The sequence below is a fragment of the Streptomyces meridianus genome, from assembly GCF_023703325.1.
In the GTDB taxonomy this organism is placed as follows: Bacteria; Actinomycetota; Actinomycetes; order Streptomycetales; family Streptomycetaceae; genus Streptomyces; species Streptomyces meridianus.
This window is the reverse complement of sequence record NZ_JAMQGM010000011.1, coordinates 16,234-37,950: the sequence shown is the minus strand read 5'-3', so window position 1 is coordinate 37,950 and position 21,717 is coordinate 16,234. Positions and strand designations below refer to the sequence as shown.

The following is a 21,717-nucleotide window of genomic DNA, read 5'->3' as shown; positions in this document are numbered from 1 at the left end:
TGGACGGCACGGTGCTGCCGCTGGACCGGATCGCCGAGGCACCGGCGGCACCGTGCGTATGGGAGAACCCTAGAGTGGTGGGCGCCCAGCGTGCCGGACGGGCCGCCGGCGTACGGCGCCCCGTCTCCGTCCGGCCGGACGTCGAGACCCAGGGGGCCCACCCGCATGGCCGTGATCCAGCACGAAGACGTGAAGGCTGCGGGCGACCGCATCGCCGGGCACACCCGCCCCGTCGTCCTCACGCCGGCCGGACCCGCGAGCACCGGGGCCGAGGTCCGGCTCGCCCTGGAGTTCCTCCAGCACACCGGGTCCTTCAAGGCGCGCGGGGCGGCCAACTTCACTGCGGCGCACCGGGAAGCCGGCACCCTGCCCGCGGCCGGGATCGTGATCGCCTCGGGCGGCAACGCCGGGCTGGCCTGTGCCTGGGCGGCGGCCCGGTACGGCGTCCCGGCCAACGTGTTCGTACCGGAGACCGCGCCCGCGGTGAAGGTCGCGGCGCTGCGCGCCCGGGGAGCGGTGGTGCACCAGGCCGGGCAGGAGTATGCCGAGGCTCTCGAGGCCTCCCAACGGTTCGCGCGGCAGACCGGTGCCCTCTCCTCGCACGCCTACGACCATCCGCTGATCGCGGCCGGGGCCGGCACGCTGATGACCGAGATCCACCACCGGATGCCCGAGGTGGACACGGTGGTCGTCGCGGTCGGCGGGGGCGGTCTGTTCGCCGGGTGTGCGGCGGCCGCCGCCCACCTGGGGGTGCGGATCGTGGCAGTGGAGCCGCAGAACTGCCGGGCGCTGAACGCGGCGATCGGGGCCGGGCAGGTGGTGGACGTCCCGGTGCAGTCCGTGGCGGCCGATTCGCTCGGCGCCCGGCGGGCTTCCCCGACCGCCCTGGAGCTGGCCCGCGACGGCGATGTGCGCTCGGTACTCGTCAGCGACGAGGCCGTCGTCGCGGCACGGCAGACGCTGTGGAACGAGCGGCGTCTCGTTGTCGAGCACGCGGCCGGCACCGCGATGGCCGCGATCACCTCCGGCGCCTACGAGCCGGCAACCGGCGAGCGGGTCTGCGTGGTGCTCTGCGGGGCCAACACCGACCCGTCCGATCTGTTGGCGGCCCCGACCGGCTGAAGCGCATCGGCGCCCCCCCCGGGACCTCGAGACCACCCCATCGGAGGCGGCCGCCGGGCGGCTGATGCGCCGACTCACCCGGGGCAGGACGAGTTCACCGGACACGCCTGCATGCCGTCATCGGACCGACTCCGTCGGCTGCGGAGCTCAGCGGCGCGACAACCGGTCGATCCGGGCGAGCACGGCGTCCGCGTGAGGACGCACCTGTTCCCTCAACGCGGCGCTCCAGCTCTCCTCGGAGTACCGGCAGCGCAGGTAGAGCTCCCTGGCATGGGCCAGGACCGGGCGGTGCTCGGCGGGCAGGCGGGCCAGGGCCCAGTCGGCCGCGGCGTCCTTCGTCCTGATCTCAGCCGTGGCGAGCGTGCACCAGATGCGAGCAAGGGTCAGCAGGACGTTGCGGGTGTCGCCGTCGAGGTCGTCGAGCAGGCCGGGGACACCGGCCAGGCTTGCGCGGACCAGGTCGGTCTGCGGGACGGGGGCGAGGACCTGCGCCGGTGGCGGGCCGGCCAGCGGACGGTCACCGGCCAGCACCGACGTGATCCCCACGGCCAGATCCGGCATGGGCACCGGCTGCGGCACGACTCCTGCCTCGAATTCCCCGCGCAGCCACTCGCCGTACAGGAAGTCGCCGACCGGGGGGTACCGCCACGGGCACACCTCGCGCCGGGTCACCACGGTGAGCTCGACGGGCCGGGCACCGTTGACGGACCCCGACGTCGCGAGCAACGACCCGACGAGCGCCCGTCGTTCCTGCTCGTCCATGCTCCGACGCGCCACGACGAGCACATCCACGTCGCTGGCCGGTCTCAGGCCGCCCAGTACGGAGGACCCGTGCAGGTACATGCCGATGACCTCAGGTCCCAGCACGTCGTCGACGAGCGGGACGATCTTCCCGAGCTGCTCCACCCGGCCACTGTCCGCCACCGGACCCGGGCATGCAACGGGTTTGCCCGGTACGGAACCCGGACCGTCGCCTTCCCAGGCCTGCCTAACCGAAGCGCACCGGCAGGGACTGCGGGCCCCGGATGAGCATGCCGGGACGCCAGGTGAGGGCCGCGGGGTGGGCGTCGAGCCGCAGTTCGGGACAGCGACCGAGGAGGGTTCCGATGGCGACTCCGGCCTCGAGCCGGGCGAGCGGCGCACCGAGGCAGTAGTGGATGCCGTGGCCGAAGGCGATGTGGCCCTGGGCATTGCGCCGGATGTCGAACCGGTCAGGTTCCGGGAAGCGGGCGGGGTCGCGGTCGGCGTCGGCCATGGCCATCAGTACCAGCCTGCCGTCCCCGGGAATCACCGTGCCCCCGATCTCGACGGGGGCGGTGGTGAAGCGGTAGGTCGGGGTCTCGACAGGGCCCTCCCAGCGCAGCATCTCCTCCACCGCGGACGGCAGCAGGCTCATGTCCGCACGCAGGGCGTCCAGTTGGCCGGGATGGGTGAGCAGGGCGAGGACGCCGTTGGAGATGAGGTTGACGGTGGTCTCGTGCCCGGCGACGAGCAGCAGCCAGACCGTGCCCATGAGTTCGTCGGTGGAGAGCCGGTCGCCGTCCTCGTCGGTGGTGCGGATCAGGGCACTCAGCAGGTCGTCGCCGGGGCGCCTGCGCTTGTCCTCGAGCAGCTGGGCGAGGTAGCGGGATGCGGCTTCTGCGGCGGCCTTGCGCCGGGCCGGGTCCTGGGCGCCCACGGCCTCGTTCGGCCAGGTCCGGAAGGACTCCCGGTCGAGGAAGGGGACTCCCAGCAGCTCGCAGATGACGGACATCGGCAGCGGGAAGGAGAGCGCGTCGACAAGGTCCGCTCGGCCGTCCGGCCGGGCGAGCATGGCGTCGAGGAGTTCGTCGGTGATCGCCTGGACCTGGGGTTGCAGTTTGTCGACGCGCCGCGAGGTGAACTCCTTGGCGACGAGCTTGCGGAGGCGCTCGTGCCGGGGCGGGTCCGAGTTGAGCATGTGCGATCCGGCGGCCACGTTCACCAGGCCGAGTTCCGGGGAGGCGTTGCGCCAGTCCTTGGACAGCCGCGGGTCGGCGAAGGCGGCGCGCGCCGCGTCGTATCCGACGACGAGCCAGGCCTCGGGGCAGTCGGGGATCCTGACCCGGTGCACCGGGCCGCGCTTCCGGAGTGCGGCGTAGACCGGATAGGGATTGCGGACGAAGTCCTCACCCAGGGAGGTCAGGTCGACCGGTTCATCGGTGTCCACAGGCAGCCCCTTCCGAAATGAGCGTGCAGCAGGTTAGTGACGTGGCATCAGCTCAGGAAGAACGTTCTCGGCCATGGCCTCGGGCACGGCCTGTGCTGCTGCCACCGCGGTCCCGCTGCCCCTGCCCGATGCGGTTCACCTGAGTGTCCAGGGCTGCGTGGAGCCAGTCGTGCGCGGCCCCGGCAGTCGGTTCCGAGGGGCCGGACAGTTCTGCGACGAGCTCCCAATAGAGGTCGATACGGGGATCTGCGGCGAGCTGGCCGCTGAGCCGGCGGCGGAAGGCCGGTGTGTCGCGTGCGGCGTGCGAGACGGCGTAGGCGGAGACGAAGCAGTCGAGTGCCTCACCCTCGTGAGGTGGCCGCCGGGCCCGCAGGTCCTGCGCCGCCAGCGCGAAGGCCTCGCCGAGACCCTCGTAGAGCACGGCAGGACGGTAGCCCTTGTCGGCCCGGTGCGCCTCGGGCTGGCCGCGGTCGGTGCCCCGGCAGTCCCGGGAGACGAAGGCGTGGAGTCGTGCGAACGCCAGGACCTGGGCCGGTGTCGGATCCGCGGGCGGCTGCGGAACGGCCTGTTCGACGACCGCGGAGACCACCCGGGCCGGGAGCCGCGGGGGGAGCCATCTCCGCCAGAAGCGGGCCGGGGCGTCCGTGCTGGGCGGGACGGACAGGGCGCCGATCAGCGACAGCCTCTCGGCGCGTTCCCGGGGCGTGGAGTCCCGGAGCAACTGGAGGGCGGCCTCCCGCCACAGCAGGGCGGCGCGTCGGGAGCCGAGCTCCCGCAGATGCGCGGCGACGACCTCCTCGAAGGCGTCCTCCTGCTCCAGGATCCGGCCCACGTCCGGGACCCGCAGGTCCAGCGTCCGCAAGGAGCGGATCAGACGGAGCCGGTCCAGCGCCTCCGGGCCGTACCGACGGTGGCCACCTGAGCTGCGGGCCGCCTCGGGCAACAGGCCGCGGTCCGAGTAGAAGCGGACGCTCTTGACCGTGACACCCGCCTGCTCGGCGAGCTCACCGATGCTCCATGTGCCGTCCTGAACCACAGGCTTGAACCTCCCTCAGGGGGAGTTCCTACGGTACGGCGAGCGCGGCCCGCACCGGGCCGGAACGCGGAGGACGGCAGGCGAGGAGGCGTGTGATGACGGCATTCGTTCTGGTGTCGGAGACCTGCACCGGCGGCTGGATCTGGCGGGAGGCGGCAGCCAGGCTGCGCGCGTCGGGGGCCGAGGTGCACCCGGCGACGCTCACGGGCATGGGCGACCGGCGCCATCTGGCGGGCCCCGCCACCGATGTGGAGACCCACGTCCAGGATCTGGTGCAGCTGATCGACCACGTGGACACGCCCGAGGTGGTGGTCGTCGGTCATGGCTACGGGATCCACCCGGTGCTCGGCGCCGCCGGCCGGCGCCCGGAGCGGATCGCACGGATCGTTCACCTGGACGTCGGCAGTCCCCGGGACGGCGACACCGCCCTGGCCCTGCTGCCCGATCAGGCCCTGTGTGAACGCCTGTTGAGCCGGGACGGGCCGGTCGAGGAGGACTGGCGGGTCATGCCGCCGGCCGGTGGCGACTGGGAGCGGTGGGGCAGCACCGCGGGTGTCCCCGCCGATGCGCTGGCCCGGCTGAGTCGCCTGGCTGCTCCTCAGCCGGTGGGCACCCTCACCCGGCCGCTCCGGCTGTCGGAGGCGGTGTCCGGCCTGCCGGCGACCGGCATCCTCTGCACCGCCAACGGATCGAGCATCGCGATGGTCGAAGCCCGGCTGCGGTTCGGGGACCCGGCCCTGCGGGAACTCGCCGACCGGGGCGTGCGGCTCCTCGAAATCGGCACCGGCCACTGGCCGATGCTTTCCTGCCCCGACGAGCTGGCCGAGCTGCTGCTCCGAGCCGCGGACGGCGAGGGACGCCGACTCGACGGGGTGGCCGGCGAAATCCCCGGCCACCTCCGGCCGTTCCTGCTGGACGTACCGCAGCGACGGCGCGAGCGGACGGGCCGGATCGATTTTCATCTGCCGGACAGCGACCGTCCCTGTCCGGCCGTGGTGTTCGTCCACGGCGGGCCGCTCCCCGCCGGCACGCACCCGACACCGCGGGACTGGCCGGCCTTCACCGGTTACGGCCGGTACGCAGCGAGTCTGGGAGTTGTCGGCGTGACCGTGGATCACCGACTGCACGGTCTTGCCGACCACGGGCGCGCTGCGGACGACGTGGCCGAGGCGGTCGCACTCGTCCGGGCCGACCCGCGGGTCGACGGGGAACGGATCGCCCTCTGGTACTTCTCCGGTGGTGGGCTCCTGGCTGCGGATGTGCTCGCCGCGCCCCCGCCATGGCTGCGGTGTGTGGCGGCGAGTTATCCCGTGCTCGCGCCGCTGCCCAACTGGGGGCTCGGCGACTCCCGGTTCCGGCCGGTGGACGCGGTGCGTACCGCTGGACGTCTGCCGGTGGTGCTGACCCGGGTGGAGCTGGAGCGGCCGGAGTTCGCGGTGACGGTTGAGGAGTTCCTGACCGCAGCGAAGGAGAGCGGGGCCGATGTGGAGGTGATCGACGTACCGGGCGGGCACCACGGGTTCGAGACGCTCGACCACACCGAGGGGGCGCGCAACGCCGTGGAACGCGCGGTGCGTTCGGTCCTCGGGCACCTGCGGGGCGGCGCGGCGGCGGAATGCTCGTAAGGTCCCCGGCGCCGGGACCGGAGAGCGTGGAGACGCTCCACCGGACCGCGGCAGGGCGGGTCCTCGGGGAACACCGCGCGCCACGCACCGGGCGGTGCGAATCGCCGCCGGCCGGAGGGCACGGCTTCCTCACGGCCGGCCGGAGTCACGGGCCGGACGTCCGAGGCGGCGGGGCCGCTTCGGCCAGACGGGAGAACAGGTCGGCGGTGCGCTTGGCAACGGCGTCACGGTCGCCCTCGGAGAGGTCCGATCCGATTCCGCAGGCCGCCGCGCCCGCGGCGATCCAGTCGGGGGCGTCCTCGACCGTGACTCCTCCGCTCGGCAGCAGGGGCGCGTGCGGCAGCGTGGCGCGCACCGCCTTGATCCAGGCCGGCCGGTGGGCCGAGGCCGGGAAGAGGTTGAGTGCGTCGGCCCCGAGTTCCAGGGCCCGCATCATCTCGGTGGGCGTGGCCACGCCGGGGAAGACCGGAACCCCGTAGCGATGGCCGGTGCGGATCACGTCTTCGTCCAGCCCCGGGGAGACGAGGAAGCGCGCTCCCGCGTCGACGGCCATCCGGGCCGAGGTCGCGTCGAGGACGGTGCCCGCTCCGATCAGCGCTTCCTCGCCGACCTCGCGGGTCAGGGTCGTGACGACCTCCAGGGCGAACGGCGTCGTCAGCGATATCTCGAGACTGCAGATCCCCCCGGAGATGAGGGTGTCCGCCGTCGCAGCCGCCTGGTCGTAGCTGTCGGCACGAACCACGGCGAATACCCGCTGCGCCAGCACGGCTGTGGTGATCTCCCATCGGTACACGGCAGTTCGTCGCCCTTCGTCGGTTCACCCGCCCCGGTGGGCGGGTTCGGGAGCGACGCGTGGCCGACCGGTGGGAGGCTCTGCGCAGGCACGCACCTTTGCCACCCTTGGGTCCCCTTGCCCGCCGTACGTCGCTTCTGACCTGAACCGTACCGGGCAGCACCGACATCGACTTCCGGTGGGGGCGTTTTGCGGACATGCCGCAGTGGCGGCCGCCCGTGCGGGGTGCGGTCGCCACTGCGGACGGCGCTGCCGTCCGGCGGTCAGCAGCCGTGGTCGACGAGGTCGAACGACGCGTAGTGGTCGGCGGTGTAGTAGTCCTCCTCGACGTCCTCGCCGGTGACGATGCGGCGCGCTCCGCGGTCGGGAGAGCCGGGGGTGATCACCGTGTACTCGTGGTAGTAGCCGGAGCTCTGGGGCGGCAGGAGGCCCTCACGGTTCTGGAAGACGGTGCCGTCCTGCGGATACGGGTAGGGGCCGCCCGACTCGATGAGGTCCAGGGTGTCGTGGGCCTCGGGCGGCAGGTTCGTGTAGCAGATGTCGCCGACCGCCGCGGCCGCCGGGGCCGTGACGGAGTGTGCGGGGGCGGGGGCGGCCGTCGCCGCCGGGGTGGCGACGGCCGGTCCGCCGAAGAGGAGGGCGGAGGCCAGGGCGCCCAGGGCGCCGATCCTGATGATGTGTGGGGGGAATCGCATGGGACGAGAATGACGCGCGTAGAGTGCGACATGTCAACGTCAACCACCCGAATTCCGCGAGACGTTCACGTTCCTCGGCCGTTGCGGCCGACGGCGTTCACACCCGGAGTGGCCGATTCCCCGCGGTCGGCGACGCGCGCCGGAGCCGGTTCCGGCCATGCCGGCGCATCCGGGCCGGAACCGGTCCGGGTGCGCCGGCAGGCAGCACGACGTCATCCGCCGAGCATGCGATGACGTTCCGTCAGCTCGGCGAGGGCTTCCGGGGTGAGGCTTCCGTGCAGCCGCAGCCGGGCGATCCCGCCGTCGGGGAAGATGTCGATCCGCACATGGGTGGCCGGCGGCGGCTCGTCCAGCAGGAAGCGGTGGAGGGTGTCCGGCTGGAGCCGAGTGCGCGGCAGGAGTTCGGTCCAGGCCGCCGAGGTGTGGTCGGCCGGATCCGCACCGCTCTGCGCATCGAGTGCGTGGACGGCCGCCCATCCGGCCGCATTGCCCTTGAGGTAGGCGGTGTCGATCTCGACGGCCCTGATCGCGGCCCGGCCCGCGAGCGCGTAGCGGACCCAGTCGTTGCCCCGGTCGCGGCGGCGCCGGGTCTCCCAGCCGTCGTCCATGCGGTGCGAACGGCCCGGCGCGATGGTGTTGGCGGGCGGCGAGTAGAAGCGGTCGGACGCGTCCTCGACCCGTCCGCCGTTCTCCAGCGCGACGACGTCGAACGTGCCGAGCGCGGTGAGCCACACCGGATCGGGAGCGACCTCACCGTGCACCCGCAGCCGTGCGATCCCCCCGTCGGGATGCTGCTTGAGGCGCAGATGCGTGAAGCGGCGCTCGCAGTCCACGGCAAAGCCGTTGGCCGCGTGGCCGCCGACGGGCGTCCGGGGAACGATCTCCGTCCACTCGACACCGGGCGCGAGAAGTTCACCGGGCGTGACGACACCGTCCACACAGGCCGCCTCGACACTGACCGCCTGCGGGTAGTTGCCGCGGAAGTGCGCCGTGTCGACGACGATGCCCCGGACCACCCCGGGCACGCCGAGCCTGATGAGCGCCCAGTCGTGGTCGTCGGCGTCCGGGTGGGGGGTCTCCGTGCCCGCACCACGCCGCCGGCGGGTCTCCCAGCCGTCCATCACCTTGCCCTTGTGGCCGAAATGCGCCGGGTCGAACCGGGCCGGCCCGGGAACGAGGAGGTTCTCCCGCTCGGCGAAGAACTCGTCGTTCGCGGCGACGACTCCGGCCCCCAGCCGCCGGTCGGCCAGGTCGACGAGCGTGGTGAAGGGGAACTCGGCGGCCCGGTAGTCGGCGTAGGGGTCCCCGCCGGAGTAGGGGTTCGCGTCGCCGGTGAAACGTACGATCTCCGCTGTCATGCCCGGTTCTGCCTCTCGAGAAGTCGGCCGGTGGGCCCGGTGGTGCTGCCGTGGTCCGCGATACGGCGCCCGCGCAGCCAGGTGGACCGCACGACGCCGTGGAGTGTGCGTCCTGCATAGGCCGTGACCGGGTTGCGGTGGTGGAGCCGCACGGGGTCCACCGTGAACGTCTCGTCCGGGGCGAGGACGGCGAAGTCGGCGTCGCGGCCCGCTTCGATGGCTCCCTTGCGGTCGAGCCCCGCCAGCTCCGCGGGCGCGGTCGCCATCCACCGCGCCACGTCCTCGACGGCGTGACCACGCCTGCGGGCCTCCGTCCAGACCGCGGGCAGCCCCAGTTGCAGGGAGGAGATGCCGCCCCAGGCCTCGGCGAAGTCACCGGTGTCGAAGCGCTTGAGATCAGGCGTGCAGGGTGAGTGATCGGAGACGACGCAGTCGATGACACCGTCCGCGAGACCCTGCCAGAGGGCGTCCTGGTTGGCGGCCTCGCGGATCGGCGGGCAGCACTTGAACTCCGTTGCCCCGTCGGGGACTTCCTCCGCCGTCAAGGTGAGGAAGTGCGGACAGGTCTCGACACTGACCCGCACTCCCTCCCGCTTGGCACCGGCGATGAGCGGCAGCGCATCGGCCGAGGAAAGGTGCAGGACGTGCACCCGGGCCCCGAGCCGTTTCGCCGTTCCGATCAGGCGGGAGACCGCCGCGTTCTCCGCCTCCCGGGGGCGGGAGGCGAGGAAGTCGGCGTAGCGCGGGCCGGGGGCGTGCGGCGCGGAGCCGATGAGGTGCGGATCCTCCGCGTGCACGATGAGCAGGCCGTCGAACCCGGCGATCTCGCGCATGGCACCGGTGAGTTCGTCCGCGCCGAGGTGCGGGAACTCGTCCACACCGGACGGCAGGAGGAAGCACTTGAAGCCGAACACGCCGGCCTCGTGCAGCGGAGCCAGGTCCCGGAGGTTTCCGGGCACCGCGCCACCCCAGAAGCCGACGTCGATGTATGCCTTGCCGCGGGCGACGGCTCGTTTCGTCTCCAGGTGCGCGACACTCACCGTCGGCGGGATGCTGTTCAGCGGCATGTCGACCAGGGTGGTGATCCCGCCGGCCGCCGCCGCCCGGGTCGCGGACGCGAAACCCTCCCAGGCGCTGCGGCCGGGGTCGTTCACGTGCACATGGGTGTCGACCAGGCCGGGCAGCAGCACGTCGTCGCCGAAGTCCTCCAGTTGCGCCCCGGCCGGAACCTCGGCGTCGTACGGGAGAACGCCCTCGATCCGGCCTCCGGTCACGGCGACCGAGGCCGGGCGGGTGCCGTCCGGCATGACCACACGCCGGGCCCTCAGGACCAGTTCCGCTCGGGACACCCGGTTCCTCCACTTCACGCTCGGCGCCCGCCCGCGGCGAGCACCGCGACCGGAGGGCGGAGCGGGGCATGCCTCCGACCCGGCAGTATTCAACGTTCTGTTGAACGAAAGTCTTCACTTCGCGCCCGGCACCGTCAAGACCCCCCGGGCCGACCTCGGCCGCGGGACCCGCGTGACCGGCGGCGATCCCATGCGGCCCCGGCCCGCGCATCCGGCCGGCAGGTAGGCTGCCACGTGCCGGCCGGCGCGGTCCGCGCACCCGACGCGATCACCGGCCCTTCCCGTCCCGAAAGGAACGCGACGTGCCGCCGTCACGCGAAAGCACTTCCGCACAGGCCAGATCAGGAAGCGGGACGGGCGGCGTGCAGTCCCTCGAGCGCGCCTTCGACCTCCTGGAGCGGATGGCCGATGCCGGTGGCGAGGTGGGGCTGAGCAGACTATCGGCCGACAGCGGGCTGCCACTGCCCACCATTCACCGGCTGATGCGCACGCTGGTCTCCTGCGGATACGTCCGCCAACTGCCCGACCGCCGTTACGCGTTGGGACCCCGGCTGATCCGGCTCGGCGAGACCTCGGCGCGTCTGCTCGGCACCTGGGCCCGCCCGCATCTGGCCCGGCTGGTGGAGGAGACCGGCGAGACGGCGAACATGGCCCTGCTCGACGGCGACGAGGTGGTGTACGTCGCCCAGGTGCCCTCCCGGCACGCCATGCGGATGTTCACCGAAGTCGGCCGCCGGGTCCTTCCCCACTCCACGGGCGTGGGGAAGGCACTGCTCGCCCAGTTCCGCGCCGACGAGGTCCGTGCCCTGCTGGCCCGCACGGGCATGCCCGCGGCGACCGAGCGGACGATCACGTCCCCGGACGCGTTCCTGGACGCCCTGGAGCAGGTCCGCGAGACGGGGTATGCCATCGACGACAACGAGCAGGAGATCGGCGTCCGCTGCCTGGCCGTCGGTGTGCCGGGCGCCCCCACGGCCGCTGCCATCTCGGTCTCCGGACCGGCCGGCCGCCTCACCGAGGCCCAGACGGACCGGCTCGTGCCCATGCTGAAGGAGGTGGCGGCGGAACTGTCGGCCGCCTTCGACGACGGCCCGGCGGGTCAGCCCGGTTGAGGCCGGCCCACGGGGACGCCGACCGGATGTCCGCCGGCAGGACGCGCGTCGGCCGGGACCGTCGGACCTCTGCGCCGGTTTGCGGCCACGGCGGAATGCATACTGCCGGCGGGCGCGGCCCTGCTCCGCCGATGTTCTCCCGTCTGCGGGAACCGGCCGCGGTCCTGCGCCAGCGCGACTGCGAGCGGCTGATCCGGTCAGCGGCCCTGTGGGTCCGTGAAGATCTCCACGGCCTTGCGCACCTCGCGGAGCGCAGCACCCAGAGCACTGACCGAGCCCACTGCCCCGGCCACCAGCAGCAGCGAATGACGCAACCGCGGAACCTCGGGAAAACCGGTGCTCACCATGGCGTCCAGAACGGCGAGTTCGTCCTCGGCGACGGTGCGGTCCGGCAGATCGGCGGGATGCCCGGCCAGTTCGCGGCGCAGTCGCGCCACCGCCTGCCGCAACCGCGCCACCCTCGGGTCGCCGCCGCCGGCCTCTGCTGTCCGCCCGTGTTCCACGGCCACAGCGCCCTCTCCGGCCACCTCGGCGCCCGGGAGCGTTCCGTCGATGATCAGTTCCTCGCGCAACCGGCACCCCCCGGTTCCGTGCCCTGCCTGCATGTTCCCGCCTCCCTGCACTGCCACCGGTCGACGGCCGCACGAGCAGGAACAGGACCAGTTAACGCCACTCTCCGCACCGACATCTACACGGAGGGCGAAATTCAACCCCAAGGATGACGTCCGCGGTCCGGTCCCCTCCGGGAGGCCCCCGGGGCGGGGCTTCCGGGCAACGCCACGGGGCACATGTCCCCCCGAAGGGCTCGGCCTGCAAGGATCGGGGGCATGGGTCGGGACATCGGTCGGGAGAGGGAAGAGAGCGGTGCGGCGGCGCCGGTGGCGGGACTGCTCCTCGCGGCCGGCGCGGGCCGGCGGCTCGGCGGCCGCCCGAAGGCACTGCTCGACACGGACGGCCGGCCGCTCGTCGAGGACCGGGCGAGGGCCCTGCTGGACGCCGGATGCGGGCCGGTCCATGTGGTGCTCGGCGCGACGGCCGCTCAGGTGCGCGAGCGGGCCCGGCTCCCCCGTTGCGTGCTCGTGGACAACCCGGACTGGGCCGAGGGCATGGGGTCCTCGCTGCGGGCCGGACTGGCGTCGCTGGCCCGGTCCGGAGCACGGGCGGTCGTCGTCCTGCTCGTGGACCAGCCGCGGATCGGCGCGGACGCCGTGGCGCGCGTGGTGGGTGCCGCGTCGAGAACCCGTACGGCGCTCGCCGCCGCCGTGTACGACGGCCGCCGCGGGCATCCTGTGCTGATCGGGTCCGACCGCTGGACGGATGTCGGGGCGAGCGCGTCGGGCGACCGCGGGGCCCGCGACTACCTGCGGCGGCACGAGGCCGAGATCCTCGTGGTGGAGTGCTCCGACATCGCGAGCCCCGACGACATCGACACCCCCGAGGACCTCGGACTGCTGGAACACCCCCCGGCCCGAGCGGCCCGAGCGGCCCGCGAGGGCGCCGACCCGGCCCACCGCCCGCCGGCCCCACCCGGTTCCGCAACCGATGCCTCCCATTGAAGTTCCACCATGAGGAAACTAGTCTCCACAAGCCAGAAGGGCTGCCGGGAACACGTCCCGGGGCACCGCCCGCTGAAGGAGTGACAACTCATGTCCGCACCAGCGCCGTCCTCGCCGGTCACCGTCGTCGACGCCCCGACTCTTCCCCGGCAGGAGGAGGTCCTCACCGAGCCGGCGCTCGCCTTCCTCGCCGAACTGCACCGGCGCTTCACCCCGCGCCGCAATGAGCTGCTGGAACTGCGCAGGGAGCGGCGCGCGGAGATCGCCCGGACCGGCAGGCTGGACTTCCTCCCCGACACCGCGCACATCCGGGAGGGCGCGTGGCAGGTGGCCCCGGCTCCCCCGGCCCTGGAGGACCGCCGCGTGGAGATCACCGGCCCGACGGACCGGAAGATGACGATCAACGCGCTCAACTCGGGCGCCCGGGTGTGGCTCGCCGACTTCGAGGACGCCTCCTCCCCCACCTGGGAGAACGTGGTCCTCGGCCAGCTCAACATGACCGACGCCTACGAGCGCCGGATCGACTTCACCAGCGGGCAGGGCAAGACGTATGCGCTGCGGCCGGCCGATGAACTCGCCACCGTCGTCATGCGCCCGCGCGGCTGGCACCTGAACGAGCGCCACCTGCGTTCGGAAGCGGGCCCGGTCCCGGGCGGACTCGTCGACTTCGGGCTGTATTTCTTCCACAACGCGCAGCGGCTGATCGACCTCGGCAAGGGCCCGTACTTCTACCTCCCGAAGATGGAGTCCCACCTCGAAGCACGGCTGTGGAACGACGTCTTCGTCTTCGCGCAGGAGTACCTGGGCATCCCGCAGGGCACGGTGCGCGCGACCGTCCTGATCGAGACGATCACCGCCGCGTACGAGATGGAGGAGATCCTCTACGAGCTGCGCGACCACGCCTCGGGACTCAACGCGGGCCGGTGGGACTACCTGTTCTCCATCGTCAAGAACTTCCGCGACGGCGGGCAGAAGTTCGTGCTTCCCGACCGCAACGCGGTGACGATGACCGCCCCCTTCATGCGCGCCTACACCGAACTCCTGGTGCGCACCTGCCACAAGCGGGGCGCGCACGCGATCGGCGGCATGGCCGCCTTCATCCCCTCGCGCCGGGACGCGGAGGTCAACAAGGTCGCGTTCGAGAAGGTCAAGGCCGACAAGGACCGCGAGGCGAACGACGGCTTCGACGGCTCCTGGGTCGCGCACCCCGACCTGGTGCCGGTCGCCCAGGCCTCGTTCGACACCGTCCTCGGGGACCGGCCGAACCAGAAGGACCGGCTGCGCGAGGACGTGCACGTCACCGCCGAACAGCTGACCGCGATCGACTCGCTGGAGGCCAAGCCCACCGCGGACGGGCTGCGCAACGCCGTGCAGGTCGGCATGCGGTACATCGAGGCGTGGCTGCGCGGCCTGGGAGCGGTGGCCATCTTCAACCTCATGGAGGACGCCGCCACGGCCGAGATCTCCCGGTCCCAGATCTGGCAGTGGATCAACGCCGGGGTGGTGCTGGACACCGGCGAGAAGGTAACGCCCGAACTGGCCCGCCTGATCGCCGCCGAGGAACTCACCGCCGTCCGCGAGGAGATCGGCGAGGAGGCGTTCGCTGCCGGACGCTGGCAGCAGGCGCACGACCTGCTGCTCCAGGTCGCCCTCGACGAGGACTACCGGGACTTCCTCACCCTGCCCGCGTACGAGTTGCTGGACTGAGCCGCCGCACCGGCCCGTGGCTCACGTGCCGTTCTCTTCCGCTGTGGACAGCGGAAGAGAACGGCACCCGGGTCACCGGGCACTGAGCCGGAAAAGCGGTGGCCCACGCGTGCGCAGGGCTGCCACAGTCACGGGCATGGTGACGACCTTCGAAGCGCTCGTGTCCGAAGCCGAGTCGGTTCCCGTGGACGGCTGGGACTTCTCCTGGCTGGAGGGGCGGGCGAGCGAGGAACGCCCCCCGTGGGGCTACGCGCGGGCAATGGCCGGGCGGATGGCGAAGGCCACCGCGGCACTGGACGTCCAGACCGGCGGCGGCGAGGTGCTCGCCGAAGCGCCGGTGCTCCCGCCGCTGTGCGCCGCCACCGAGTCATGGCCGCCCAACGTGGCGCGGGCCACGCGGTTGCTGCACCCGCGCGGTGCGGTGGTGGTCGCCGACCCGGACGAGCCTCCGCTGCCGTTCGCGGACGAGGCGTTCGACCTGGTCGTGAGCCGGCATCCGGTCACCACCTGGTGGGAGGAGATCTCGCGGGTGCTGTGCCCCGGCGGCACGTACTTCTCCCAACAGGTCGGTCCGGCGAGCGTGTTCGCGCTCTCCGAGCACTTCCTCGGCCCGCTGCCGCCGGAGGCCCACCGGGCCCGGAATTCCGAGGACGCCCGCGCTGCCGCCGAGAAGGCGGGGCTGGAGGTCACCGACCTGCGGACGGCCACCTTGCGGATGGAGTTCCACGACATCGGCGCCGTCGTGTACTTCCTCCGCAAGGTGATCTGGATCGTCCCCGGTTTCACGGTCGACCGCTACCGGCGCGAACTGGCCCTGCTGCACGATCGGATCGAGGCCGAGGGCCCCTTCGTCGCCCACAGCTCACGCTTCCTCATCGAGGCGCGGAAACCGGACCGGGCCGTGTCCGGGACGTGAGCAGAGTCCCTGCACGACGAGTACGCGGATCGAGCGCTTCCGACCCGACCGCGTCGGGCACGGAAAGTCGGGTCCACCACGGCGGCGCCTTCCTAGCGTGACGACAGGGAAGGAGTCCGGGATGCTGGAGCGGCTGAACCAGGCCATGGAGCACATCGAGTCGCACCTCGATCAGCCGATCGACGTGGCGGATCTCGCGCGCATCGCGGTGACGTCGGAATATCACTTCCGACGGTTGTTCTCGGCGCTGGCCGGCGTCCCGCTGTCGGAGTACATCCGCCGCAGGCGGCTGACCGTCGCGGGCGCCGAGGTGTTCGCCGGCGAGCGGACGCTGCTGGACGTCGCGGTGCGCTACGGCTACGGCTCCGGGGAAGCCTTCGCCCGTGCTTTCCGCACGTTCCACGGTGTGGGTCCGGGTGAGGCCCGACGCACGGGTGCGGCGCTGCGTTCCGGCAGGAAGGCCCGCGTCCCGCTCGTCCACGAGGGGGTCACCTTCTCGGCCCTGAAGGGACCGAGCTTGTGTGCCCGGTGGCCTTCAAGCCGGGTCGCGCTCCCGGCTGTCCCCTACGACAGGACGGCCACGGATCGCATCTACCAGTCCAGGAAGTTGTCAGGTCCCTGGTGGTACGGGTGCGGTGACGAACACCCACGCCGAGCGTGCACGGTTGCGCACATTGACCCCGGCGACGACGTCAGCGGGCCCAGCGAGGCCGCACCGACGACAACAGAAACGGTCCCGGCAGGGACGGTTGTTCCTCGCGGTGTGCCCGCACCGCGGACACCTCTGCGAGGTGTAGGCCGAGTCCACCTCCAGGAACGGCACCCCGGCCCGCTGAGCCTTGTAGGCCAGATGTTCGCCGAGCTGGTGGAACGGCCAGGAAGACACTCGGGCCCGCTGGTGCGCTGGAAGCCGTCCCCGGTCGCGGATACCACCCAGATCCTCCAGGGCAATTCCGCGTCCGGTGCGTTGCGCATCGGCCACGATCGTCTTCGCGATCTTGTGGTTGGTGTGAGTGGCGTGGCGGGCTTCCTTCTTCGCCCGCCGCTTGAGCCTGCGGTTCGCCGAACGGGTGCGCTTGGCCTGCAACTCCTTGCGTTTGCGCGCCTGCCACCTGCGATAACGGTCCAGCCGGCGGCCGGTGTGGTTGCCCCCGTCACTGGTAGTGGCCAGGTTCACCACGCCCCGATCCACCCCGATCCAATCCACCGGATCGGTATTCAACGGCGCGGCCTCGACCTCACACGTCGCCAGCAGGAACCACCTGCCGTCGCGGTGCACCAGATCCGACTCACCCCTGCGACATCTCGCCAGCATCGCCAGATGATCGCGATGGCCAATGTACGGGACGCCGCGCAGCCGCCCCGCCACCGTCCAGATCGACACCGTCCCCGCGTCGTACTGCCACGACAAACACCGGTCATCGAAGGGCTGCGCAGCGTCGGGCCGGAAGACGATCGGCTTCGACTCCGCCCGCACCCGCCGCCTCGACCCCGGACCCCAAGATTCCCGGCCCGGAGGCTCGCCCGCAACGTCGCGTAGGCGTCCACGACCTTCTTCACCGTGCGCACCGCAGGCTGCGCCGACAACCCGAAGCCGGCCTTCAACTCGGCGTAGATGAGCTTTTGCAGGTCGTTGCGGGAGAACACACCGGCCCCGAACGCCGCTGCCGAGGCCCGGTCCGCCGCCGCGTTGCACGTACGCAGCGTCGCCTCCAGCGCCGCCGCCTGCTCCGGCGACGGCAACAGCTTCACCTGCACCACCAACTTCACCCCGCCAACCTAGACAAGGCCACTGACAACGCAGCTTGACCGGCAACGAAGCGACAACGACGCCGCTCCGCGCCGCCGAACCAAGGGGCCGATTCCTCCCGGCCCTGAAGGACGGGCATCCTCGGTAGAAGTCCGGTGAACCCGGCGATCGCCGAGTTCATCCGGGGCATCGACCCCGAGGCGCTGGCGCGCATCACGGCGTTGTCCGACCAGGAACCGGCGGGAATCGTCGGAGTGGGCGACCAGCTCGATCCGAGTCGTGCGGAGGGAACGGAACTCGACTATTACCACGGCGTGGTGACCCGCCGCGCAACGCCCGAGGACATGGACGCCCTCACCGTCCCGGCAGGAGTGTGGGCCGTCTTCGAGAACACCGGCCCGTTCCCGCAGGCGCTCCAACACCTGTGGCCCGACGTGTTCACCCAGTGGTTCCCCTCGAACCCGTACCGGAGCAGGCCGGGGCCCGAGATCCTGCGGGTGGGCCTGGTTCAGGACAGGGCGGAGGCGGACGCGGAACTGTGGATTCCCGTGGAGCCCGCAGCCTGAGCGGGCATGTGCCGGCGGCTCGCGGACGGGTCCGGGCCGCCGGCAGGCGCGGCGGATCGTCTCTGTGCCGGCCGCGGTTCGGCTCGCCCCGACGCACCAGGCGCTGTGATCACCACGTGCCCGTGTGGCACGAAAGGGCAGCCGTCAACAGGGCCACCCGGCCGGGGGCGCTCCCCCCGGCCGGGGCGGTGTCGGCCGATTCAGTCGCCGGCGGCGATACGGGCGAGGCGTCGGGCCTCGTCGCGGGCCTCGCGGGCGATCGTGTCCTCGTCGACGGTGGCGAGGTGGTTGTCCTCGACGACCGGCCGCCCGTTGACCAGCGAGAGGGTCACCGGGGCCGCCGCACCGAGCACCAGCGCGGCGACCGGGTCGACGATCGTCGAGTGCCCCAGACCGTCGAGCTTCCACAGCACCAGGTCGGCGAGCTTGCCCGGCTCCAGCGACCCGATCTCCCGCTGTCTGCCCAGGACTTGGGCCCCGCCGTAGGTGCCCAGCCGCAGGGCCTGCCGGACGTTCAGGGCCTTCTCGCCCCCGGCCAGCCGGTGAATGAGCAGTGCGTTGCGCAGCTCGGTGTGGAGTTCGCCCGACTCGTTGGACGCGGTTCCGTCCACGCCGAGCCCGACGGGAACTCCCGCCCTCAGCATGTCGGGCACCCGGGCGGTTCCGGCGGCGAGGCGGGCGTTGGAGGAGGGGCAGTGCCCGACGCCGGTACCGGTGCGGGCGAACGCCTCGATGTCGGCGTCGTTCATGTGCACGCAGTGGGCCATCCACACGTCGTCGCCCAGCCAGCCCGTGGACTCGAAGTAGTCGGTGGGCCCCATGCCGAACAGCTCCTTGCAGAACTGCTCCTCCTCCACGGTCTCCGAGCCGTGCGTGTGCAGCCGGACTCCCTTGCGGCGGGCCAGGGCGGCGGCCTCACGCATGAGGTCGGTGGACACGGAGAACGGCGAGCAGGGTGCGACGCCGATGCGCAACATCGAGTCGAACGAAGCGTCGTGGTGGGTGTCGATGGCCTCCTCGGTGGCGAGGAGCGCCGCTTCGGTGGTCTCGACGGCGAAGTCCGGCGGCAGTCCGCCGTCCGACTCGCCGCGGTCCATGGAGCCGCGCGTGGGGTGGAAGCGGACCCCCATCTCGCGGGCGGCGCGGATCTCGGCGCCGAGCAGGTCGCCGGAACCCCGTGGGAAGACGTAGTGGTGGTCCATGGCGCTGGTGACGCCGCCGCGCACCATCATGGCCAGGGAGCCGCGGGCCCCCGCGTACACCATCGGCTCGTCGATGCGGGACCAGGTGGGGTAGAGCGCGACCAGCCAGTTGAAGAGGTTGGAGTCCTGGGCGAGTCCGCGGGTCAGCCACTGGTAGAAGTGGTGGTGGGTGTTGACCAGGCCCGGGGTGGCGAGGTGGCCGGTGCCGTCGACCCGCCGGACCACGTTGTCCAGGCCGTCGGGGGCGGGCCCCGCGCCGACGGACTCGATGCGGTTCCCGGCGACGACGACGTGCCCGGTGCCGTACTCGGTGTCGTCGGCGTCGACCGTGGCGACGGCGCAGTTCTCGATGACGATGCGCTCGACCGGTCCGGTGGAGTCCGTCGGTGGTGCCATGTCGTGTTCCCCGTTCTCTCTCTCGGCAGGATCTGCGCCCCGAAGGTGCGGCTGTCAGGGCTCAGGGTCGTCAGAGGTTCGTCATGTCGACCGGGATCCGCTGCTGCGCGCCCTCGCGCAGCACGGTCGCCTCGATCAGACCGTAGGGGCGGTCGGCGGCGAAGTAGACACCCCCGTCGGCGTTTTCATTGGTGAGCCCGAACGGCTCCAGGTCCACCAGGAAGTGGTGGTTGTTGGGCAGCGAGAACCTGATCTCGTCGATCTCGGGCAGGTTCTCGACGACCCGGGAGCCCATCTGGAACAGCGTCTGCTGGAGCGAGAGGCTGTAGGTCTCGGCGAAGGCCTCGAGGATGTGCCGGCGGGCCTGCTGGTAGCTGCTGTCCCAGTCGGGCGAGCGTTCGTCGTCCGAGGTCCAGTTGTGGCGCCAGCAGGCGGAGACGTCTGTGGCCAGGATGCGGTCGTACGCCTCGGGCAGGGTGGTGTAGCGGTCCTTGACGTAGCCCCAGAACTCCGAGTTGGTGGAGTTGAGGACGGTGAGGTCCTTGAGTCCGGTGAGGATCTCCCAGTTCTCGCCGTCGAACGTGATCTGGGCGGTGCGGATCTCCCGGCCGTTGCGGACGAACGAGTGGTTGATCTCGTCGGCGCCGGCGGTGCGGGAGTCGCTCCCGGACGCTCCGATCCGGTCCCAGGCGTACTCCTCGATGCGGATCCGTGCCGTGCCGATCGCCTCCTGGCCGGTGACGAAGTGCCGGGCCAGGTGGATGCCGAACTGCTCGGCGCTGTCGATGCCGTGTTCCCGGGCGAAGGCGAACACGGTGTTCTTGGTGGTGTCGGTGGGCAGCACGTTGGCGTTGCTGCCGGAGTAGTGGACCTCGTCCATGTCGCCGGAGAGGGACACCGAGACGTTGAGATCCTTGATGTGGTGGACGCTGCCGTCGCGGGTGACCTTGACGACGCGGGTCTCGGCCTTGCCGTACTGGTTCTGGCCGAGGACGGCCTTGCGGGAAGGTGACATGGCGGTGCTAGCTCCCTCGGTATACGGAGTAGCCGAACGGGCTGAGCAGCAGAGGCACGTGGTAGTGCTCGCCCGGGTCGACGGCAAAGGTGATCGCGACCTCGGGGAAGAAGCAGACGGCGCCCTCGCCGGAGGAGCCGGCGTCCGCGCTTCCGCCCTGACCGGCGGTGCGGCCGGCGAAGTATGCCTCGGTGGCGAACTCGAGACGTGCGTGGGTGGTGCCCTCGGCGAGGGCGGGCAGGTCCTTGCAGCGGCCGTCGGCGTCCGTAACGGAGGCCCCGTGCTCGTGCCACGTTCCACCGGGGCCGCTGCGGACGGACAAGCTGACGGCGACACCTGCTGCGGGGCGTCCGAGCCCGGTGTCCAGGATGTGCGTGGAGACCGATGTCGGCCTGGGGCTGGTCACGCGGTTCCTCCCTCCTCCGCCAGACGGGTGAGGCGGATGCGGTTGATGAGGCCGAGCTGAGTCCGGACGATCTCCCGCTCCTGCGCGGGAGCATTGTCGATCCGGTGGCGGATCGCCTCCCGCATCTGTTCGGCGCCGAGGCCGGAGGCGCAGATGAGGAAGACGTGGCCGAACCGCTGCTGGTAGGCGAGGTTCAGTTCGCGCATCTCGGTCTTCAGGTCCTCCGGGGCGTCCGCCATGCCGCGCTGCTCGCGGGTGGAGGCCGGGTCGCCCGGCTCGGGCCGCCCGATGGGAGGGTGTCCGGCCATGGCCTCGTCGAGGTCGTCGGCGGTCAGCCCGGCCATGGCGGCGTCATTGGCCGAGAGGAGGGCGTCGAGGTCTTCGTAGGGACGGCGGGCGAGCACCTCACTCGTCCAGGAGGAACTGGTGCACACCTTCCTCAGTACGGCGCGCGCCTCGCTGTCCTCGGCGGTGTTGAGCCGGGACAGGCCGGGGGTCGGGCTCGACGTCACGGGATCCTCCGCGGCCTGCAAGCTGTCGGGGCTGGGCGCCGAGCGGTCCTCGGCGCGTTCCTGGTGCTGTGGCCGGAAAAGTTCACCTGCTCGCGACGCCCTGTACGGCGCCTCGCTGCGTTGTCGCATCGCCCGAGTACGCCCGGTACGAGGACGATTCTCCGCCTTGCGATGCACCGCACCGGACGCCGCGAGCCACCCGGGAAACCTTTCCGGTCACAGCACTAGCTAACGCCCCACCACCCCGAGACGTCAACAGTTTGTTGAAACAGTCTGCCGACGGTCTCCGGCAGCGGCAACACGAGGGCGCCCGTGCGAGGCAGGCACCCCGCATGCACGCCGCTGCGACCGGATCTCAGCGGTCCTTCGCGGCTGTCGGTGCGCACCGAAGAGACGCACGTCCCCCTCCGGCA

The 21,717-nt window shown here is 71.8% G+C and carries 19 protein-coding genes and 3 pseudogenes; 9 read left to right on the top strand and 13 right to left on the bottom strand.

Going from position 1 to position 21,717, the window contains the following annotated elements; all coding sequences use genetic code 11:
• Window positions 1–165: 165 nt before the first annotated feature.
• Window positions 166–1,122 carry a serine/threonine dehydratase gene (locus M1E25_RS04765; protein WP_251410048.1) on the top strand — a complete coding sequence of 319 codons (957 nt, stop codon included), beginning with the start codon at window positions 166–168 and terminating at the stop codon, window positions 1,120–1,122.
• 147 nt (window positions 1,123–1,269) lie between these two features.
• On the opposite strand, the gene M1E25_RS04760 is transcribed toward M1E25_RS04765, so the two are convergent.
• From M1E25_RS04760 to M1E25_RS04750, 3 genes are all read right to left on the bottom strand, one after another.
• A complete protein-coding gene (locus M1E25_RS04760) occupies window positions 1,270–2,028 on the bottom strand; it encodes an aminoglycoside adenylyltransferase family protein (RefSeq protein ID WP_251410045.1) in 759 nt (252 codons plus the stop codon).
• Between the two features lie 82 nt (window positions 2,029–2,110).
• Window positions 2,111–3,310, bottom strand: a complete 1,200-nt coding sequence (locus M1E25_RS04755; protein WP_251410042.1) for a cytochrome P450 family protein — start codon at window positions 3,308–3,310, stop codon at window positions 2,111–2,113.
• A 52-nt stretch (window positions 3,311–3,362) separates the two neighbouring features.
• A complete protein-coding gene (locus M1E25_RS04750) occupies window positions 3,363–4,346 on the bottom strand; it encodes a helix-turn-helix domain-containing protein (protein ID WP_251410039.1) in 984 nt (327 codons plus the stop codon).
• Between the two features lie 95 nt (window positions 4,347–4,441).
• On the opposite strand from M1E25_RS04750, the gene M1E25_RS04745 reads away from it, so the two are divergent.
• On the top strand, window positions 4,442–5,971 hold the full coding sequence (locus M1E25_RS04745; RefSeq protein WP_251410036.1) for a S9 family peptidase: 1,530 nt from the start codon (window positions 4,442–4,444) through the stop codon (window positions 5,969–5,971).
• A 145-nt stretch (window positions 5,972–6,116) separates the two neighbouring features.
• On the opposite strand, the gene M1E25_RS04740 is transcribed toward M1E25_RS04745, so the two are convergent.
• The 4 genes from M1E25_RS04740 to allB all read right to left on the bottom strand — a co-directional run bounded on the left by M1E25_RS04740 (window position 6,117) and on the right by allB (window position 10,124).
• The gene (locus M1E25_RS04740) at window positions 6,117–6,764 is read right to left on the bottom strand and encodes a bifunctional 4-hydroxy-2-oxoglutarate aldolase/2-dehydro-3-deoxy-phosphogluconate aldolase (RefSeq protein ID WP_251410033.1); all 648 of its coding nucleotides are present in this window, start codon (window positions 6,762–6,764) and stop codon (window positions 6,117–6,119) included.
• A gap of 263 nt (window positions 6,765–7,027) precedes the next feature.
• Entirely contained in the window at window positions 7,028–7,459 is a 432-nt protein-coding gene (locus tag M1E25_RS04735) for a guanyl-specific ribonuclease (protein WP_251410030.1), read from the bottom strand.
• A 212-nt stretch (window positions 7,460–7,671) separates the two neighbouring features.
• The gene (gene alc / locus M1E25_RS04730; RefSeq protein WP_251410027.1) at window positions 7,672–8,817 is read right to left on the bottom strand and encodes an allantoicase; all 1,146 of its coding nucleotides are present in this window, start codon (window positions 8,815–8,817) and stop codon (window positions 7,672–7,674) included.
• Window positions 8,814–10,124 carry an allantoinase AllB gene (gene allB / locus M1E25_RS04725; protein WP_251410161.1) on the bottom strand — a complete coding sequence of 437 codons (1,311 nt, stop codon included), beginning with the start codon at window positions 10,122–10,124 and terminating at the stop codon, window positions 8,814–8,816. Before allB ends, alc begins: the two co-directional genes overlap by 4 nt.
• Window positions 10,125–10,468: 344 nt before the next feature.
• Between allB and M1E25_RS04720 the strand changes: the two genes are divergently transcribed.
• A complete protein-coding gene (locus M1E25_RS04720) occupies window positions 10,469–11,278 on the top strand; it encodes an IclR family transcriptional regulator (protein WP_251410024.1) in 810 nt (269 codons plus the stop codon).
• 197 nt (window positions 11,279–11,475) lie between these two features.
• On the opposite strand, the gene M1E25_RS04715 is transcribed toward M1E25_RS04720, so the two are convergent.
• Window positions 11,476–11,781 carry a DUF5955 family protein gene (locus M1E25_RS04715; protein WP_251410159.1) on the bottom strand — a complete coding sequence of 102 codons (306 nt, stop codon included), beginning with the start codon at window positions 11,779–11,781 and terminating at the stop codon, window positions 11,476–11,478.
• 324 nt (window positions 11,782–12,105) lie between these two features.
• Here M1E25_RS04715 and M1E25_RS04710 point away from each other — a divergent pair.
• From M1E25_RS04710 to M1E25_RS04695, 4 genes and pseudogenes are all read left to right on the top strand, one after another.
• A pseudogene (locus tag M1E25_RS04710) lies at window positions 12,106–12,735 on the top strand (nucleotidyltransferase family protein); the annotation flags it as partial.
• Between the two features lie 189 nt (window positions 12,736–12,924).
• Complete coding sequence (aceB, locus tag M1E25_RS04705; RefSeq protein ID WP_251410021.1) at window positions 12,925–14,541, top strand: malate synthase A; 1,617 nt, start codon at window positions 12,925–12,927, stop codon at window positions 14,539–14,541.
• 136 nt (window positions 14,542–14,677) lie between these two features.
• Window positions 14,678–15,457 (top strand): class I SAM-dependent methyltransferase, encoded by a 780-nt coding sequence (locus M1E25_RS04700; RefSeq protein ID WP_251410018.1) that lies wholly within the window; start codon window positions 14,678–14,680, stop codon window positions 15,455–15,457.
• Window positions 15,458–15,578: 121 nt separating this feature from the next.
• Window positions 15,579–15,947: pseudogene (locus tag M1E25_RS04695) on the top strand (helix-turn-helix transcriptional regulator); the annotation flags it as partial.
• Window positions 15,948–16,067: 120 nt separating this feature from the next.
• On the opposite strand, the gene M1E25_RS04690 reads toward M1E25_RS04695, so the two are convergent.
• Window positions 16,068–16,934, bottom strand: coding sequence for an RNA-guided endonuclease InsQ/TnpB family protein (locus M1E25_RS04690; RefSeq protein ID WP_251410015.1), 867 nt, complete (start codon window positions 16,932–16,934; stop codon window positions 16,068–16,070).
• Between the two features lie 138 nt (window positions 16,935–17,072).
• Here M1E25_RS04690 and M1E25_RS04685 point away from each other — a divergent pair, with 138 nt between their 5' ends.
• Window positions 17,073–17,240, top strand: a complete 168-nt coding sequence (locus M1E25_RS04685; protein ID WP_251410012.1) for a hypothetical protein — start codon at window positions 17,073–17,075, stop codon at window positions 17,238–17,240.
• A 122-nt stretch (window positions 17,241–17,362) separates the two neighbouring features.
• Window positions 17,363–17,773, top strand: a pseudogene (locus M1E25_RS04680) (GyrI-like domain-containing protein); the annotation flags it as partial.
• Window positions 17,774–17,973: 200 nt separating this feature from the next.
• Here the strand turns inward: M1E25_RS04680 and M1E25_RS04675 are convergent.
• The 4 genes from M1E25_RS04675 to uraD all read right to left on the bottom strand — a co-directional run bounded on the left by M1E25_RS04675 (window position 17,974) and on the right by uraD (window position 21,304).
• A complete protein-coding gene (locus tag M1E25_RS04675; RefSeq protein ID WP_251410009.1) occupies window positions 17,974–19,371 on the bottom strand; it encodes an 8-oxoguanine deaminase in 1,398 nt (465 codons plus the stop codon).
• A gap of 70 nt (window positions 19,372–19,441) precedes the next feature.
• Window positions 19,442–20,386, bottom strand: coding sequence for a factor-independent urate hydroxylase (gene pucL / locus M1E25_RS04670; RefSeq protein WP_251410006.1), 945 nt, complete (start codon window positions 20,384–20,386; stop codon window positions 19,442–19,444).
• A gap of 7 nt (window positions 20,387–20,393) precedes the next feature.
• Entirely contained in the window at window positions 20,394–20,792 is a 399-nt protein-coding gene (uraH, locus tag M1E25_RS04665) for a hydroxyisourate hydrolase (RefSeq protein ID WP_251410003.1), read from the bottom strand.
• Window positions 20,789–21,304 carry a 2-oxo-4-hydroxy-4-carboxy-5-ureidoimidazoline decarboxylase gene (gene uraD, locus M1E25_RS04660; protein ID WP_251410000.1) on the bottom strand — a complete coding sequence of 172 codons (516 nt, stop codon included), beginning with the start codon at window positions 21,302–21,304 and terminating at the stop codon, window positions 20,789–20,791. The genes uraH and uraD overlap by 4 nt, the downstream gene beginning before the upstream one ends.
• Between the last annotated feature and the right edge of the window lie 413 nt (window positions 21,305–21,717).

Coding starts and splice junctions, on each gene's coding strand:
- M1E25_RS04765 (WP_251410048.1), top strand. CDS start 166: ATGGCCGTGATCCAGCACGAAGACGTGAAGGCTGCGGGCGACCGCATC.
- M1E25_RS04675 (WP_251410009.1), bottom strand. CDS start 19,371: ATGGCACCACCGACGGACTCCACCGGACCGGTCGAGCGCATCGTCATC.
- aceB (WP_251410021.1), top strand. CDS start 12,925: ATGTCCGCACCAGCGCCGTCCTCGCCGGTCACCGTCGTCGACGCCCCG.
- M1E25_RS04745 (WP_251410036.1), top strand. CDS start 4,442: ATGACGGCATTCGTTCTGGTGTCGGAGACCTGCACCGGCGGCTGGATC.
- alc (WP_251410027.1), bottom strand. CDS start 8,817: ATGACAGCGGAGATCGTACGTTTCACCGGCGACGCGAACCCCTACTCC.
- M1E25_RS04700 (WP_251410018.1), top strand. CDS start 14,678: ATGGTGACGACCTTCGAAGCGCTCGTGTCCGAAGCCGAGTCGGTTCCC.
- pucL (WP_251410006.1), bottom strand. CDS start 20,386: ATGTCACCTTCCCGCAAGGCCGTCCTCGGCCAGAACCAGTACGGCAAG.
- allB (WP_251410161.1), bottom strand. CDS start 10,124: ATGCCGGACGGCACCCGCCCGGCCTCGGTCGCCGTGACCGGAGGCCGG.
- M1E25_RS04735 (WP_251410030.1), bottom strand. CDS start 7,459: ATGCGATTCCCCCCACACATCATCAGGATCGGCGCCCTGGGCGCCCTG.
- M1E25_RS04685 (WP_251410012.1), top strand. CDS start 17,073: ATGAGCTTTTGCAGGTCGTTGCGGGAGAACACACCGGCCCCGAACGCC.